Below are 15,452 nucleotides of genomic sequence, written 5' to 3'. Positions count from 1 at the left end.
AGCTACATCAAAGTTTCACCTACTCGGAACATTTTCTTGCTCATCTCCCCCTTGACGATTGAAACAATTAATTAGAGTATGTTTTATGAACAGCTCAGTAAATATACTGAAAGTAATGTTAAGTAAATAAAGACAAGTATATGAGAGAAGCTAAGTATGGAGACAGGTACAGTTAAGTGGTTTAACAACGCTAAGGGTTTTGGTTTCATTACCCCTGCCGCAGGTGGCGAAGATATTTTTGCCCATTATTCATCAATAAGAATGGAAGGCTACCGCACACTGAAAGCGGGTCAGAAAGTTAATTATAGCACAATAAAAGGACCTAAAGGGGATCATGCTGATCTTATCATTCCTATTATCGAATAATGGTTAAGTAAGTATGATGTGGATAATATTTTATCCGCTCTCGCTCCTTATTTCGTCCATTTTCACACTTTAAACAGAAAATGACGCTCACATTATCATACCAATAAAAGCCCTTATCTTTTGAAAGATAGGGCTTTTGATCTTTTATAGACTACCGCTATTTTACTCTCTCGCTAAGGCATCAATAGGGTTCATTTTGGCCGCATTTCTCGCTGGTAAAAAACCAAAAATAACCCCAATTGCTGTAGAGCAAGCAAAAGCACTTATCAGTGCCGTGGGCTGGAACACAAAATGCCAATTGGGTAGCATCATGCTGGCAAACATAGCAATCGCAAATGAGAGGCTAATACCTAATAATCCTCCCACCAAACACACCAGTACTGACTCAATTAAAAATTGTTGCATAACATCGCTGGCTCGTGCGCCTACCGCCATACGAATACCAATTTCTCGGGTTCTTTCTGTAACAGAAACCAACATGATATTCATCACGCCGATCCCCCCTACCACCAGCGAAATAACCGCCACCAAAGTTAAAAACAGTTGCATAGTTTGCGTGGTTTTTTCAGCCGCTTTAATAAAGCTATCAATGTTATAAGTAAAAATATCTTTTTTACCATGTCGGATCGTTAATAAGCGGAGAATTTGTTGCTCAGCAACACTCGCATCATAGCCCTCTTTTACTTTTACCGTGATGTTATCTAAATAACTACGGTTATAAATTCGACTACTTAGCGTACTGTAAGGCACCCAGACACGTAATGACTTATTATCACCAAAAGTGGATTTTTGCTCTGCAACCACACCTATGATAGTAGAAGGGATATTACGAATAATAATTTGCTCGCCAATCACCGCTTGCTTATTCGGGAAAAAACGATGACGAGTATTTTCATCAATAACGACTACTTGCGCTTGGCGATGGATCATATCAGGCGTAAAAGTGCTCCCCTGTGCAAATTTCAACGCATACACTGAAAAATAATCCTCGTTAACACCAGAAACTGTTGCCGGCGCATCTTGATTACCACGACGTAATCGAGAGCTAAAGTAAATCTGTGGTGTCACTGATTGTATATAAGATTGCTGTTTTAACGCATCAACATCTTGAATGGTTAAGGATTGTTTATCTTCTGGTGAATCACTACCAAGCTCCTTACCCGGATAGATATCAATGGTATTGGCGCCAATCGCTTTTATATCTGCTAAGACCCTATCTTTGGCAGCATCACCAATAACAATAATGGTGACAACAGAGGCAATGCCAATAATGATCCCCAACATTGTCAGCAAGGTACGAATTTTATTCACCACCATTGCTCGCCAAGCCATGTTTAATGCCTGCGTAAAACGTCCAATGACTTGATGAAAATAAGAGGCGGTTTGGATCGCAGGTGGTACCTTTTTCACTGGTGCAGAATGGTGATTATTATTATCGCTAATAATTTGACCATCTTTAATTTCAATAATACGATCGGCTTGTTGGGCAATTAATGGATCGTGAGTGACAATAATCACCGTATGCCCTTGTTGATTTAATTGCTTTAAGATAGCCATTACCTCTTTACCCGATTGGCTATCTAATGCCCCCGTTGGCTCATCGGCGAGGATCACTTCTCCGCCATTCATTAATGCGCGGGCAATACTGACTCTTTGCTGTTGACCTCCGGAAAGCTGACTTGGCCGATAGTGAATACGCTCTGCTAAACCAAGGCGAGTTAATAGCGCACGGGCGCGCTCTTTTCTTTGCTCTGTACTTTTACCTGCATATATGGCGGGGATCTCCACATTTTGCTCAGCAGTTAAATGCGCCATCAAATGGTAGCGTTGAAAAATAAAGCCAAAATGTTCACGACGTAGCGCAGCCAGTTGGTCACTTTCCATATCTGCCACACATTGCCCAGCCACTTTATATTCACCGCTGCTTGGCTTATCTAGGCAACCTAATATGTTCATTAGCGTTGATTTCCCAGAGCCTGATGCACCAATAATCGCGACCATTTCCCCAGCATTAATCGTCAGTGAAATCTGATCCAGTACCACCGTGTCTTCTTCACCATTGGTATATAAACGGCTTACGTTGTTGAGCTCTAGTAATGCAGACATTATGACTCTCCTGCAATCTCACCGAGGATCACGTCATCATTTTCATTTAATCCACTAATGACTTCTGCATAAACATCTGTACGAATACCGATTTTAACTACGCGTTTTTCAGGCTGCCCATTGACGAGAACCTCTACTTGATATTCATTTATGCCTACATCTTCCCCTAATGCTGACAATGGCACTAAGAGAATATCTTTTTTATGCTCAAGGAGAATTTTAACTTGTGCTGTCATTTGTAAACGCAACAAATGTTGTTCATTGGGGACTTCAAAACGTGCATAGTAAAAAATCGCATCATTGATTTTTTCAGGTGTAGGTAAAATATCTTTTAACTTACCATTGAAGGCTTTGTCTGGTGCTCCTAATACAGTAAAAGAGGCTTTGAGATCAGGTTTTAAATAGATAACATCTGCCTCAGAAACTTCGGCTTTTACTAACATGGTATCTAAATCAGCTAATGTTAATATGGTTGGTGCTTCTTGAGCTGCAATGACTGTCTGCCCTTCAAGGGTTTTGATAAAAGTGACCACACCATCCATCGGCGCAGTAATACGGGTATATTGCAAATTAGTTCTTGCGGTATCCAGTGTTGCCTGATTTTTTCTAATTTGTGCTTCATAAGTCGCCACTCGGGCTTTTTTGACTTCAACGTCTGTTTTAGTGCGATCAAGCTCTTCTTGGGCTATAACATGTGTGCCAATCAGCTTTAATTGACGTTGATAAGTCAATTGCGCCAAACGTAATTCGGCTTTAGTTTGCTGTAAATTAGCCATCAGTTCATTATTAGTTTCTTGAGATTCCGCGACCTCATTTTGTGCTTTTTTCGGATCAATAATCGCCAGCAGATCGCCTTTTTTTACTACATCCCCTTCTTTTACATATAAAGTTTGTAGCTGACCACTCACCTGCGCACCAACATCGACTTTACGTACCGCATCTAATTTGCCCGTTGCTGTGACTTCTTTGGAAAGCTCCCCACGAGTAATTTTTTGTGTTTGATAACTAGGTAAATGCTCTTTCGGCCAGAAAAAAAATAAGCCTATGGCAATAAAAATCAAAATAGCAGCTATAATCTTCCCTTGCTTTTTAGTTAGGAAAAAAGCCATGAAATATCCTTCTTATACAATAAGAGTGAAATAAAAAATAAAGTCCTGTTGGTAATAACCTAAAATCACCCTTAACTTTTTCGATAATAAAAACACAATGAGATATCTATGCCCCTATAAATAGAAGCATAGAAAAATGACTTAATTGGCTTTTCCTCTCGCAAGCCATGCTACCCGAGAAAACATCACCTTTAATAAAGTAGGAATAGCATCAATACCTCGTTGTGCAGCATTATTAGCAACCGTTAAGGCAAGATCAGGCTTTGATGAACGTTGTATCGCTTTTATGATCACACGTCTTACTGGCCATTTTTCATTATCAGGAACACCAGCAACCTCATGATAGACATTGCGAAAACCTTCTTTATATAAATAGTGTTCCATATCTAATGCTGGCAACCGTGTTAATCGGTCACGCTCCGCATCATTTCTTTTTGCGGCAAATTCTTTAACGGTGGCGGCGTATTTTTTACCCGCCTCATCGCCATCAACCAACGTATGCCATTCTATACCCATATAGGTAGCATACTTTAACAGTGGCTTAAGTCCGCACTGCGCAAACTCAATGACTTTGATCCCTTCAGATTCAAAGAAGTAGTTACATTGTCTGGCTAATTCGTTCATTAGCCAGATTTCCGTTTCCCCTTCGACCAATAACCAACAACGAGCAAAGAGTGCAGAAGGTCGGTTATAACGAATATGAAAAGAGATACGACGCTCTTCTTCTGCATGAAGTTGTTTGTCGCCAAGTCGATAAGCGGCAACTTTATCTGTATCACGTACTAATCGACAAACACTTTGTAGTGGTGCTAAGGAGAGTAACTCCCCTGAATTGGTTGTCGTAATGCGTTGCAAAGAAAAGAGATTTAATAATCCCCATGCCACAGAAAGCATAATAGGGTGTAAGCGAGTTTCAGGGTTTTCTACAATCACTATCGGTCTTGCGTAAGGATCAAGTTCGACACTGCCTCGTGACTGTAAAATAGAAGAGAACATACCTAAGATAATTAAACGAATATTGCGCTGATTAGGTTTCGCTAAAATCTTATTAATATTTTCTAGTGCATGCCATCCTCGAATATGTGGCTCACTGACTTTGCGATGTTTCAAATGAGATTTAAACAGTAGCGCACCGTGATCAGCAAAATAGTGTCCTAATAACTGTTGCATTGCATCTAACCCTTCACGTAAATCTTCATCTGATAAATTGTCTGGGTTATTAATTAATGCTTTCGTTAATTCACTCATCTTATTATTAAATGCTTCACGATGAGGCTCATTATGAGAGTCAATAACTTCTGTTGTTAAATTAGGTATAAAACGCGCATCCTGTAAGCGCAATACTGGATAAAGGCGCACAATTTCAGCAATAATCGCTTTGGTCTGTCCATTCGCTAAACGGATCTGTTTACCTTCTTTATCCAGAAAATAACGAAAGGTTTTGACATTTTGCTGCTCATCTAATTCTGCACTAATACGGTAATAAATATGCTTACGAGCGTCCCCATTAGCTATCCATACGGGTGCTAATTTACGAAAACGATACGAGCGATGACGACCAGGACGTGATTCGGTAAAAGTCAGAATAATTTGTAGGTTTTTTTTACTGTTTTCTGGCTCATTAGGTAAACGATGAAAATCTTCTGCTGTAAAAGCATATTGATAAGTTTCGATCCCCAAACTCAAGGTTAACGCATCAAGTAATGAAGTTTTACCCCATGCATTTTCGCCAACCAAAACCGTATTCATATCAAGGGGGAGAGAAAGGCGATTAAGCCCCCGAAATCCTGCTATTTCCACTCTTTCTAAATACATAAATTCCCTCTCAGGTCGCAACTCAGTTGTTATGGTTCATCTATTGCATCTCTATCAACTTTATACGCTTTCTGATAATAATTTTACTTAATGACTTATTTTTATTAAAACACAGTTCCTCATGAGCGTAATAAAATTTACTCAACTATTCGACACATAACTAATTAGCTCATTTTTCAAACAATTAAGGCTATATTAATCAGATCGTGCTAGGCTCTTCTTCTGTAATAAAAATTTTCAACTTATCGCGGTTTCTATATCCACATAACTATTAGCAAATGTTATAATGCAATTCGCGTTATTAGTTTATTTTATAATTTTGACAACACTCAGTAAGGAATAGAAATGCTATCAGGGTTATTGATTATCCTATTGCCCCTGTTTATAGGGTATTTGATTAAGTTAAACAATCGCCCTTTGCTTCAATTGGCTAACCGTTTACTTAGTGCAATGGTCTATGTGATCCTCTTTTTAATGGGGGTTAGCTTAGCCATGTTAGATAATATTGGTGAAAATTTATTTTCTATCCTTGCCTATGCCAGTGTCTTCTTTATCTGTACTTTTGGTGCCAATCTGCTGTTTTTATGGTTGCTGGATAAAAAAGATCCTTGGCATGTCCCTGCACATAAACAAGCTAAGCCCCCTTCACGTATCAAAATGGTACTCGAATCACTACAACTTTGTGGTGTAGTGGTAGTAGGTTTTTTTGTCGGTTTAACCGGATGGTCAATTTTTGGTTATGCATCTCAAGCCAGCCAAGGCGCACTTATCTTTTTATTATGGCTTGTTGGTCTACAATTACGTAATAGTGGCATGAGTCCAAAGCAGATCTTAATTAATCGTCGCGGTACTACCATTGCAATAGTGATGGCAATAAGTGCCCTTGCAGGTGGTGCATTAGCGGCTTATTTACTCGGATTACCCACAAAAATGGGATTAGCGATAGCCTCTGGTTATGGTTGGTATTCTTTATCGGGGATCGTATTAACCGATGCGTTTGGCCCGGTAATTGGTAGTACCGCTTTCTTTAATGACTTAATGCGTGAATTAGCCGCCATCATGCTAATTCCCATTATTGTTAATCGTTATAGAAATACGGCATTAGGTATTTGTGGTTCAACTTCTATGGACTTTACGCTACCTGTATTACAACGCAGCGGAGGGGTTGCCATAGTTCCTGCTGCAATTGTGCATGGTTTCGTATTAAGTTTGGTCACACCAATCTTAATGGCGTTCTTTACTTCATAGAAAATTTTGTAACAATAGTATTATTACGTCTTTTCTTACAGTGGGTTAACGATGAATCAACAGCGTGTATTGGTATTAGGTGCCAGTGGACATATTGGACAAAATCTTATTCCTGCCTTAATAGCACAAGGCCATCAAGTCACCGCCGGTGCTCGTAGAGTCGATTGGATGATGTCGCAAGGGTGGCAAAATACACGCTGTGTATTTGTTGATTTACACGATCCCAAAACATTACGAGATGTCATCCGTAATACGGATATTGTGTATTACCTTGTACACAGTATGGGAGATGCCCATAACCTTATCGAACAAGAGCGCCAAGCGGCATTGAACGTCGTAGATGCTTTAGAAGAGAGTGACGTTAAACAAATTATTTTTTTAAGTGCGCTCCAACATAAAGATCAACCCTACTCTCCCCATCTTGTTGCCCGCAAGCTCACGGGAGAAGTACTTAGAACCAGCTCTATTCCTGTGACGGAAATCCGCACCTCTATGATTGTCGGCCCCGGCTCGGCCGCTTTTGAGATCATGCGAGATATGGTATATAACTTACCGATATTAACCCCGCCACGTTGGGTGCGTTCAAAATCATCCCCTATTGCGTTAAAAAATTTAATTTACTATTTAACAGAAATTATTCATCACCCAACCCATCAACACCGCATTTTTGATGCCGGTGGCCCTGAATATATTAGCTATCAAACACTTTTTGAGCGCTTTATTAACATCTCCGGCAAAAAACGATTACTGATCCCTTTACCTATCCCCGCCAGTATTATTTCTGCTGGGTTTATTAGTCTAATAACTTCAGTTCCCACTTCAATCGCCAAGGAGCTTATCCAAGGGCTTAAATACGATCTTCCCGCTAAAGATGCCTCTTTACGCAAACTGATCCCACAAAAGTTAATTTCTTTTGATGACGCAGTCAGAGAAACACTCGCAGATGAAGAAGCGGCTTTAGATGATCAAGATTGGGGTTACTCTCCTGAAGTTCGTAACCGTTGGAAACCCGGCTATGGCTATTATCCCAAAAATGCCGGATGTACAGTGTCAACACCAGCGAGTGCGGCAGCACTTTGGCATGTCATTCAGCAAATTGGTGGTGAACAAGGTTATTTTTATGGTAATGCATTATGGAAAACGCGTGCTTTATTAGATGATCTTGTCGGCAACAAAGTCACTTATGGGCGCCCTCAGCGTGAAACGCTAGCGCTAGGTGATATGATTGATGGTTGGCGGGTAATAAAGTTAGAGCCTGAAAAACAACTGACTTTACTCTTCGGTATGAAAGCCCCCGGTTTAGGGCGCCTCTCTTTTACTATTCACGATAGTGGTAATCTACGTTCATTAGATGTCCGTGCTTGGTGGCATCCTGCTGGTTTTAGTGGTTTACTCTATTGGTTTGCCATGATGCCAGCCCATTTATTTATTTTTAAAGGTATGGCTCAAACCATCTCAACTTGCGCCTATAGATTGGATAAAAATTCACCTAAAAAGCCCGAGCAATCGTCCTAATATCCATTTTTAAGTAAAAAAAGCAATTTTTTATGCACTATTAGTTGCATAATTATTCTCATCGTTTTATCATTTGAAACAGTTAATGACTATTCAAAAAAAACGCATGAGTATTCAATTAAAAAATATAAATTGTTTCTACGGTTCGCACCAAGCACTCTATGATATTAATCTAGAATGTTCTGCTGGTGAAACAATGGTTCTGTTAGGACCAAGTGGTGCGGGTAAGAGCTCTCTAATGCGGGTTCTAAACTTATTAGAAATGCCTCGTTCTGGTGAATTAGACATTGCTGGTCTACATTTTGATTTTGGCCAGCAACCGAATGCGAAAGCGATTCGTACATTACGCCAAAATGTTGGCATGGTTTTTCAGCAATATAATTTATGGCCACACTTAACGGTTCTTGATAATTTAATTGAAGCACCTTGTCGTGTTTTAGGCTTGGCAAAACCGCAAGCTAAAGAAAAAGCGATGAAATTACTTGAGCGTTTACGTTTAAGTGATTATGCACAACGTTTTCCACTGCATTTATCCGGTGGACAACAGCAACGTGTTGCCATTGCAAGAGCATTAATGATGGAGCCTCAGGTACTGTTATTTGATGAACCAACGGCAGCACTTGATCCAGAAATTACGGCTCAAGTTGTTGATATCATAAAAGAGCTTTCTGAAACTGGGATCACACAAGTTATTGTGACCCATGAAGTTGAAATTGCGCGTAAAGCCGCAAGCAAAGTTGTATATATGGAAAACGGCCGTATTATAGAGCAAGGTGATAATCATCATTTCACTGCCCCTCAAACGGAAGCTTTTGCTAATTACTTGTCACACTAAATCGGGATCTGACAATGAAAAAAATATTATTTGCAGCACTTCTGACCAGTATTACACTTTCTGCAACAGCGGCTGATAAAGAGACTATTCGTTTTGCTACTGAGGCAACTTATCCTCCATTTGAAATGATTGATGCAAACAATCAAATCGTTGGTTTTGATGTAGATTTAGCAAATGCCATGTGTGAAAAAATTAATGCTGAATGTACTTTTACCAATCAATCATTTGATAGCTTAATTCCTAGCTTAAAATTCCGTCGTTTTGACGCATTAATGGCGGGAATTGATATTACGCCTGAGCGTCAAAAACAGGTAGATTTTACTGATTCTTACTATGACAACTCAGCGGTCTTTATCACCGTGACAGGTAAAATTTCCGATGTTGCAAGTTTAAAAGGCAAGCAAATTGGTGTCCAAAATGGAACAACCCATCAGAAATTCATCAATGAACAACATAAAGAGATGAAAACGGTGCCTTATGACAGTTACCAAAATGCCGTGTTAGACCTAAAAAATGGTCGTATCGAGGCTATCTTTGGTGATACCGCTGTGGTTAATGAATGGCTGAAAAAGAATCCTGAATTAGGTATTGTTGGTGATAAGGTCACTGATCCTAACTATTTTGGTACAGGCCTTGCTATTGCAGTAAGAAAAGGTAATGCTGATTTACAAGATAAATTAAACAAAGCATTATCTGAAGTAAAAGCCGATGGCACCTATGATGTCATTTATAAAAAATGGTTTGAATAATTATAGTTAATAACAACAATAGCTTAATAAATGAATGAAATAACAACGCTAGCAGGTGCGACCGTGACTACGGTCACACTTGCTATTTCTGCTCTTATTATCGGATTAGTTCTAGCCATGCTGTTTACTGCGTGGGAATCCGCAAAGTGGAAAGCCTTTGCTTTTCTAGGAACTTGCTGGGTAACACTAATTAGAGGACTGCCAGAAATGCTGGTGGTTCTTTTTGTCTATTATGGCACCTTACAAGGTGTCATGATGCTCATGGATGGTATTGAATTAGGTCCTTTCACCTTACAATTTGACTTTGGTGATACTGAATCTTTACCTTTCTATTGTGGTGTTATCGCCCTTTCACTTCTGTATGCGTCTTACGCTTCACAAACTTTACGTGGTGCATTAAAAGCCGTGCCAACCGGACAGTGGGAAGCAGGACAGGCATTGGGTATGGGAAAAATCACCATTTTTTTCCGCTTTATCATGCCCCAAATGTGGCGTCACGCGTTACCCGGACTCGGTAATCAGTGGTTAGTGCTCTTAAAAGATACCGCTTTAGTCTCATTAATTAGCGTTAATGATTTAATGCTACAAACCCAGAGTATTGCCAATCGTACTCAAGAGCCTTTTACTTGGTATAGCATTGTGGCACTTATCTATTTAGCCATTACATTAGTCAGCCAATATATTCTGAAATGGTTAGAGATGAGAACGACCCGATTTGAACGGAGTGCCTCATAATGTGGGATTATATTGTTGATATTTTACCAGGCTTACCGACCAGTTTATCACTGACTTTTGTTGCGCTCTTAGTCGCCTTTACGTTATCGGTATTAATGACTTTTATTTTGGCATTAAAAGTCCCTGTTATTTCACCTATCGTAAAAGTCTATATTACATTGTTTACTGGCACACCTTTGTTAGTACAATTTTTCTTAATCTATTATGGACCCGGACAATTCCCCTCATTAAAAGAATTTCCTCTGTTGTGGGAATTATTATCCACACCTTGGTTTTGCGCCATGGTGACATTAGCATTAAATAGTGCGGCTTATTCAACACTCCTTTTCCACGGTGCAGTCAGGGCGATACCTGCTGGACAATGGCAATCCTGCCAAGCTTTAGGTATGTCACCGCTACAAACAGCGAATGTCATCTTACCTTATGCTTTCAAACGCGCCCTTTCTTCTTATTCCAATGAAGTGGTGCTGATTTTCAAGAGTACTTCTCTTGCTAGCACTATCACTTTACTTGAGCTAACCGGCTATAGCCGACAAGTCTTTGGGCAAAATTATGATGTGATGGTATTTGTTGCTGCAGGCATTATTTATTTAGCTATCAATGGAATACTGACACTGTTAATGAGATTAATTGAGAAGAAAGCCTTAGCTTTTGAACATCGTGATTAGTGCTACTTAAATCATTACACCACGTTTTTTGCTTTAAAATTAACCCCCAAAGTTGAACAACCGCTTTGGGGGTTATTAAGTTGTGCAGTTAAAATTATCAAGCGTTAACGACAATAACATGTTATTGCGATTAAATTAGCGTTTAACTTTGTTGTAAAACCAAGAGCGTCAACACTTCATAATGAGCAGTATGAGGGAACATATCAAACAGTTGTACTCTATCGATACGATAATGAGAAAGTTGTTGTATATCTTTTGCCATCGTTTGAGCATTACAACTGGAATAGAGGATAAAACGAGGCTTCATACTATTTAAATAGTCGCATAACGTTTCGCCAATACCTCGTCGTGGCGGATTAACCAGTACTAATTCAGGAACAGACTCTTTTGCTAAAGCAAAACCAGTAGAGTCCAGCGCTTGAAATTCTACATGCTCTAACCCTAATTCATTGGCGGATAAACGTGCACATTCAATCGCTTCTGGACTAATCTCAATGCCTGTTAATTCCGTGTTTTTTGTGCGCAATGTAAGCCAAACCCCCCTGAGCCACAAAAGAGATCCCATAACCGGTTTATCTGCAACTCTTTGACCCAATGCCCTGCCGTTGCATACAGTGACGCGGCAACATCGGGATTGGTTTGAAAAAAACCTTTCGGGCGAATATGTAACGGAATCTCATTAAAATATTCATCTAAAAAGGTTTTCTCTGTTAATACAATTTCTTGCTCACCTTCCAATATCGCCATATGGACAGGTTGGATATTCACCGAAATAACGGCTAATTGGGGTAATTGAGCCTGTAACCATGGTAATGCTTGGCGAAGTTGCGCCAGTTTTTTTTCTGAGCGCAACACAAAACGTAGCATCATGCTGTGATTGTGGCGACTTTCTGTTAATAAAATAAATTTTAGCTCGCCTCGACGACGTTCCACGTTATAAGGCACTAATCCTGCTTTGGCAATAAAGGTTTTTAATATTGGGAAAACCGGTTCAAAAGAAGCGGGATAGAGTGGGCATTGGCATAAATCAACACCTTCCCCCTCTGGTTTACGTAACCCTAAAATCGGTTTTTCAACACTACCACTTACCACCATTTTCGCTTTATTACGAAATTGAACTTGTTGGCTTTCTACCGGCGCTAATTGAGTAAACGCGTAGTTTTTGGGCAATAAGTCTAATAGATTATGTTGTTTTTGATTAATTTGTTCGGAATAAGCAAGAGAAAGCCACCCACAAGAGTGGCAATCACCCGCACTGGAGCGTGCGCATTGCATAAGATTTTGTGACCGTTATAGATAGTAATTAATGTACAGTATATGAAGAGTCTGTTGATGATGATGTTATGTCTAGATCTTCATCTTCTTCATTTTCTTGTCTTTCGCCATACAGAAAATCATTATTAAAGATCTCACTGATCACTTCTGCTGACTGCTCTTCAGCCTTATGTAAAAACAGATCGAACTGATTAAATGATAGTCCCACAGCAATAGGTAAAGATTGGCTCAAAACTAATTTCGGTAAGTTTTCATCGCTAATTTCTAGGAACGTCTTAATAAATAGGGAACTTGCATTAATTTGACTAAGATTTGCCATAACAGGCACTATCGCTGATGGTTTTAATTCAGCAATAGCGGTAAAAACAAGCACATCATCAAGCACATCAATTTTAGCATCAAAAATACCATTGATATATTGAAGATGAGGTAAATGTAACGCCTGACAAGAGTCACATTCATAGAAAGCAATCTGTAATTCATCCAGCCAAGATTTCAGCTGATCCAGATCGATAGTAACAACAGCGTCCATTAAATAACCTTTACGCGCTAAAAATAAGAGTGCTTTTCTGCATTGACGTTATTTTGCCACTTTTTTTCACCAGAAGGCAGTAATAAATAGAAAAACGCCACAAATAAAGTCAAGTGACAAAGAGGCTAAGTCACCTAGCCTCTTTCACTCATCATGATATAAAACTGTATTTATTTTTCGTTATGTGGCTTTTTCTTTTTATTTTCAGTTGCCTTAGTATCAATACCTAAGAAGGTTAAACGATAGATCGCTCGCCAAACGATATGTATTGCAGGTGGGATCATACAAAGCACCCCTAAAACAACCAAGGTCAATTGCCCTGTATAGGTTGTTAACCATTCCGGTGAAGTCATATATTGATTAATATATAAGTAAGCGATAACCAATAGCACAATACCAATTAGTTCAATAATAATAATTGGCTTTGGCATATCTGATAGTGTTTTCATATCCCGTTTAGAGGGCTTTTCCATGTTGTCTCCGTTCATCGCCTTGCACTCGTCCTATATCATCATTCAGCAAATTGATATAATTTATTACACTAAAAGGCAATAACTGTTTTTGTTTATTCGAATAAAAAGGCATAGTATTCACAAATAAAGACTATTATGCCTGAATTTTTTTCCTCAATAAGGAGTGTCGTATGTTTGTTGTAATTTTTGGTCGTCCTGGTTGCCCATATTGTGTCCGAGCTAAACAACTTGCTGAAACCTTGTCTGAAAAACGTGATGACTTTGATTTCCGCTATGTGGATATTCAAGCTGAAGGTATTACCAAAGCAGACTTATCAAAAACCGTCGGTAAACCTGTTGAAACTGTGCCACAAATTTTTATTGATGAAAAACACATTGGTGGCTGCACAGATTTTGAAGCTTATGCGAAAGAGCATTTAGGCATCTATAACTAATTTTTAAAACGCTAAAACACTTTATTTATCAATGTGTTTTAGCGTTTTCATTCTTTTTTACCTACTACTTTCTCCGTTGTTTTTTCCCTTTTCAGACCACTTACTAAAAATATTTCTATTTTTTTTCATTAATTGGCGAACTTTCTTTTTAACTCGTAGTCTGAATTAGTGCCACTGCTTTTCTTTGATGTCCCCAAATATTGAGGAGCCCGATAGTTTCAACCCCTTTTGGTGAAATAACTGTCGGGTTTTTTATTGCCTAAAATTCAGTAACACTCTCCTTGTAATGTCACCACAATACGTCGACGCCCACCGTGATCTCTATGTTCACCTAAATAAATCCCCTGCCATGTACCTAAATTTAATTTCCCTTGGCAAATAGGCACCGACACACTCTGACCAAGTAAACTACTTTTAAGATGGGCTGGCATATCATCACTGCCTTCATAAGTGTGAAGATAATAAGCTTCATGCTCTTTCACACAGCGATTAAAGAAACTTTCAAAATCACTGCGTACAGTCGGATCGGCGTTTTCATTAATGGTTAATGACGCAGAAGTATGTTGAATAAAAAAATGAGCAATACCTATTTTGTATTGTCTGAGTTCGGGTAATTCTTGCAACAGTGCCTGTGTGATTAAATGAAATCCTCTCGGTTTTGCTTGAAGTAAAATCTCTTTTTGAAACCACATTGATTAATACCTTTAAACATATGGGTGATAAATAGAAAAAGTGTAGTAACTCAAGGGTAAAGTGTTTTTTTAGTTAATTCAGTCAGTCAGCGAAAAAAAACTGACAATTCTTGAAAAAAAGCACAATTAAATAAGAAAATTACTCTTTACCCTGCGCACAGCCTCATTTAACCTTGTGGGATTGACTGATTATGTACCATAAACATTGCCTATCAGCACGATATATATGGAGCTTACTTTGCTGGAACAACTCAATTTAGCCGTATTTTCATTGATGAATGCAACCCCTTCGGCCTCCCCTTTAGAGATTAATGTCGCGATCTTTATTGCTAAATACTTAGTTTACTTGTTCCCTCTGTCTTTAGCTTTCTATTGGCTATGGGGAAATGAAAAACATATTGATCAGCAAAGGACTTTAGCTTGTAAGGCTGGGGTCGCTCTGATTATTGCCCTCTCTATCTCTTGGTTTATCGGTATGATAGCTCCCCATGATCGCCCTTTTGCTGCCAATATCGGTTATAACTTCCTTGATCATGAGGCAACGCCTTCCTTCCCTAGTAATCATGGTACTTTCGTATTTACTATCGCACTGGCTTATCTTTTTTGGCATAACAGTAAACGTATTGGCATGCTGATGCTGATTTTAGGTCTTGCGATTGCTTGGGCTCGTATTTATCTTGGCGTCCATTGGCCAATAGATATGGTTGGTGCATTTATTGTTGCTCTCCTCTCTTGTGCATTAAGCCAAATACTTTGGTCACAAGGCGGGAAAAAGTTACAAAAAGCGATCCACCAGCTCTATCAACTCTGCTTTGCATATCCTATTCGCAAAGGTTGGACAAAAGCTTAATCCTATTAGGATAAGAAACAACCGCAAAAGGCCACAGTATTAATGTGGTC

Annotated in this window: 15 protein-coding genes and 1 pseudogene; 9 read left to right on the top strand and 7 right to left on the bottom strand. The window is 39.1% G+C overall.

Annotated elements, in window-relative coordinates; genetic code table 11:
- Positions 1-156 precede the first annotated feature (156 nt).
- The gene (gene cspD, locus AACU98_RS17150; protein ID WP_004244557.1) at positions 157-366 is read left to right on the top strand and encodes a cold shock domain-containing protein CspD; all 210 of its coding nucleotides are present in this window, start codon (positions 157-159) and stop codon (positions 364-366) included.
- Positions 367-528: 162 nt separating this feature from the next.
- On the opposite strand, the gene macB is transcribed toward cspD, so the two are convergent.
- From macB to AACU98_RS17135, 3 genes are all read right to left on the bottom strand, one after another.
- Positions 529-2,472, bottom strand: coding sequence for a macrolide ABC transporter ATP-binding protein/permease MacB (macB, locus tag AACU98_RS17145; protein WP_017628445.1), 1,944 nt, complete (start codon positions 2,470-2,472; stop codon positions 529-531).
- The gene (gene macA / locus AACU98_RS17140; RefSeq protein WP_017827731.1) at positions 2,472-3,581 is read right to left on the bottom strand and encodes a macrolide transporter subunit MacA; all 1,110 of its coding nucleotides are present in this window, start codon (positions 3,579-3,581) and stop codon (positions 2,472-2,474) included. Before macA ends, macB begins: the two co-directional genes overlap by 1 nt.
- Before the next feature lie 141 nt (positions 3,582-3,722).
- On the bottom strand, positions 3,723-5,396 hold the full coding sequence (locus AACU98_RS17135) for an ATP-dependent nuclease (protein WP_004244554.1): 1,674 nt from the start codon (positions 5,394-5,396) through the stop codon (positions 3,723-3,725).
- A gap of 345 nt (positions 5,397-5,741) precedes the next feature.
- Between AACU98_RS17135 and AACU98_RS17130 the strand changes: the two genes are divergently transcribed.
- From AACU98_RS17130 to artM, 6 genes are all read left to right on the top strand, one after another.
- Complete coding sequence (locus AACU98_RS17130; protein ID WP_004244553.1) at positions 5,742-6,644, top strand: lysine exporter LysO family protein; 903 nt, start codon at positions 5,742-5,744, stop codon at positions 6,642-6,644.
- 51 nt (positions 6,645-6,695) lie between these two features.
- Complete coding sequence (locus AACU98_RS17125) at positions 6,696-8,159, top strand: DUF2867 domain-containing protein (RefSeq protein ID WP_049201250.1); 1,464 nt, start codon at positions 6,696-6,698, stop codon at positions 8,157-8,159.
- Positions 8,160-8,265: 106 nt separating this feature from the next.
- Positions 8,266-8,994, top strand: a complete 729-nt coding sequence (gene artP, locus AACU98_RS17120; RefSeq protein WP_012367698.1) for an arginine ABC transporter ATP-binding protein ArtP — start codon at positions 8,266-8,268, stop codon at positions 8,992-8,994.
- Between the two features lie 14 nt (positions 8,995-9,008).
- The gene (gene artJ / locus AACU98_RS17115) at positions 9,009-9,743 is read left to right on the top strand and encodes an arginine ABC transporter substrate-binding protein (protein ID WP_004244550.1); all 735 of its coding nucleotides are present in this window, start codon (positions 9,009-9,011) and stop codon (positions 9,741-9,743) included.
- 30 nt (positions 9,744-9,773) lie between these two features.
- Positions 9,774-10,478 (top strand): arginine ABC transporter permease ArtQ, encoded by a 705-nt coding sequence (artQ, locus tag AACU98_RS17110; protein WP_004244549.1) that lies wholly within the window; start codon positions 9,774-9,776, stop codon positions 10,476-10,478.
- Positions 10,478-11,146 (top strand): arginine ABC transporter permease ArtM, encoded by a 669-nt coding sequence (artM, locus tag AACU98_RS17105; RefSeq protein WP_012367697.1) that lies wholly within the window; start codon positions 10,478-10,480, stop codon positions 11,144-11,146. The genes artQ and artM overlap by 1 nt, the downstream gene beginning before the upstream one ends.
- Before the next feature lie 142 nt (positions 11,147-11,288).
- Here artM and rlmC read toward each other — a convergent pair.
- The 3 genes and pseudogenes from rlmC to AACU98_RS17090 form a co-directional block, all read right to left on the bottom strand.
- Positions 11,289-12,421 (bottom strand): annotated as a pseudogene (gene rlmC, locus AACU98_RS17100) (23S rRNA (uracil(747)-C(5))-methyltransferase RlmC).
- 28 nt (positions 12,422-12,449) lie between these two features.
- Complete coding sequence (locus tag AACU98_RS17095; RefSeq protein ID WP_004244546.1) at positions 12,450-12,953, bottom strand: YbjN domain-containing protein; 504 nt, start codon at positions 12,951-12,953, stop codon at positions 12,450-12,452.
- Between the two features lie 170 nt (positions 12,954-13,123).
- Positions 13,124-13,426, bottom strand: coding sequence for a YbjC family protein (locus AACU98_RS17090; protein ID WP_004247610.1), 303 nt, complete (start codon positions 13,424-13,426; stop codon positions 13,124-13,126).
- A 170-nt stretch (positions 13,427-13,596) separates the two neighbouring features.
- On the opposite strand from AACU98_RS17090, the gene AACU98_RS17085 reads away from it, so the two are divergent.
- Complete coding sequence (locus tag AACU98_RS17085) at positions 13,597-13,860, top strand: GrxA family glutaredoxin (protein ID WP_004244541.1); 264 nt, start codon at positions 13,597-13,599, stop codon at positions 13,858-13,860.
- Between the two features lie 266 nt (positions 13,861-14,126).
- On the opposite strand, the gene AACU98_RS17080 is transcribed toward AACU98_RS17085, so the two are convergent.
- Entirely contained in the window at positions 14,127-14,552 is a 426-nt protein-coding gene (locus tag AACU98_RS17080; protein WP_161735260.1) for a secondary thiamine-phosphate synthase enzyme YjbQ, read from the bottom strand.
- Between the two features lie 238 nt (positions 14,553-14,790).
- Between AACU98_RS17080 and ybjG the strand changes: the two genes are divergently transcribed.
- Complete coding sequence (gene ybjG, locus AACU98_RS17075) at positions 14,791-15,402, top strand: undecaprenyl-diphosphate phosphatase (protein WP_004247606.1); 612 nt, start codon at positions 14,791-14,793, stop codon at positions 15,400-15,402.
- Positions 15,403-15,452 lie beyond the last annotated feature (50 nt).

The sequence above is a fragment of the Proteus sp. G4380 genome (assembly GCF_963885725.1).
Classification (GTDB): domain Bacteria; phylum Pseudomonadota; class Gammaproteobacteria; order Enterobacterales; family Enterobacteriaceae; genus Proteus; species Proteus mirabilis.
This window is presented reverse-complemented; position numbering and strand designations above follow the sequence as displayed.

What these genes read in the sequence shown, in the direction of transcription:
- AACU98_RS17095 (WP_004244546.1), bottom strand. Translation starts at nt 12,953, where the DNA reads ATGGACGCTGTTGTTACTATCGATCTGGATCAGCTGAAATCTTGGCTG.
- artM (WP_012367697.1), top strand. Translation starts at nt 10,478, where the DNA reads ATGTGGGATTATATTGTTGATATTTTACCAGGCTTACCGACCAGTTTA.
- AACU98_RS17080 (WP_161735260.1), bottom strand. Translation starts at nt 14,552, where the DNA reads ATGTGGTTTCAAAAAGAGATTTTACTTCAAGCAAAACCGAGAGGATTT.
- artJ (WP_004244550.1), top strand. Translation starts at nt 9,009, where the DNA reads ATGAAAAAAATATTATTTGCAGCACTTCTGACCAGTATTACACTTTCT.
- AACU98_RS17130 (WP_004244553.1), top strand. Translation starts at nt 5,742, where the DNA reads ATGCTATCAGGGTTATTGATTATCCTATTGCCCCTGTTTATAGGGTAT.
- AACU98_RS17135 (WP_004244554.1), bottom strand. Translation starts at nt 5,396, where the DNA reads ATGTATTTAGAAAGAGTGGAAATAGCAGGATTTCGGGGGCTTAATCGC.
- AACU98_RS17085 (WP_004244541.1), top strand. Translation starts at nt 13,597, where the DNA reads ATGTTTGTTGTAATTTTTGGTCGTCCTGGTTGCCCATATTGTGTCCGA.
- artQ (WP_004244549.1), top strand. Translation starts at nt 9,774, where the DNA reads ATGAATGAAATAACAACGCTAGCAGGTGCGACCGTGACTACGGTCACA.
- cspD (WP_004244557.1), top strand. Translation starts at nt 157, where the DNA reads ATGGAGACAGGTACAGTTAAGTGGTTTAACAACGCTAAGGGTTTTGGT.
- macA (WP_017827731.1), bottom strand. Translation starts at nt 3,581, where the DNA reads ATGGCTTTTTTCCTAACTAAAAAGCAAGGGAAGATTATAGCTGCTATT.
- AACU98_RS17090 (WP_004247610.1), bottom strand. Translation starts at nt 13,426, where the DNA reads ATGGAAAAGCCCTCTAAACGGGATATGAAAACACTATCAGATATGCCA.
- macB (WP_017628445.1), bottom strand. Translation starts at nt 2,472, where the DNA reads ATGTCTGCATTACTAGAGCTCAACAACGTAAGCCGTTTATATACCAAT.
- artP (WP_012367698.1), top strand. Translation starts at nt 8,266, where the DNA reads ATGAGTATTCAATTAAAAAATATAAATTGTTTCTACGGTTCGCACCAA.
- AACU98_RS17125 (WP_049201250.1), top strand. Translation starts at nt 6,696, where the DNA reads ATGAATCAACAGCGTGTATTGGTATTAGGTGCCAGTGGACATATTGGA.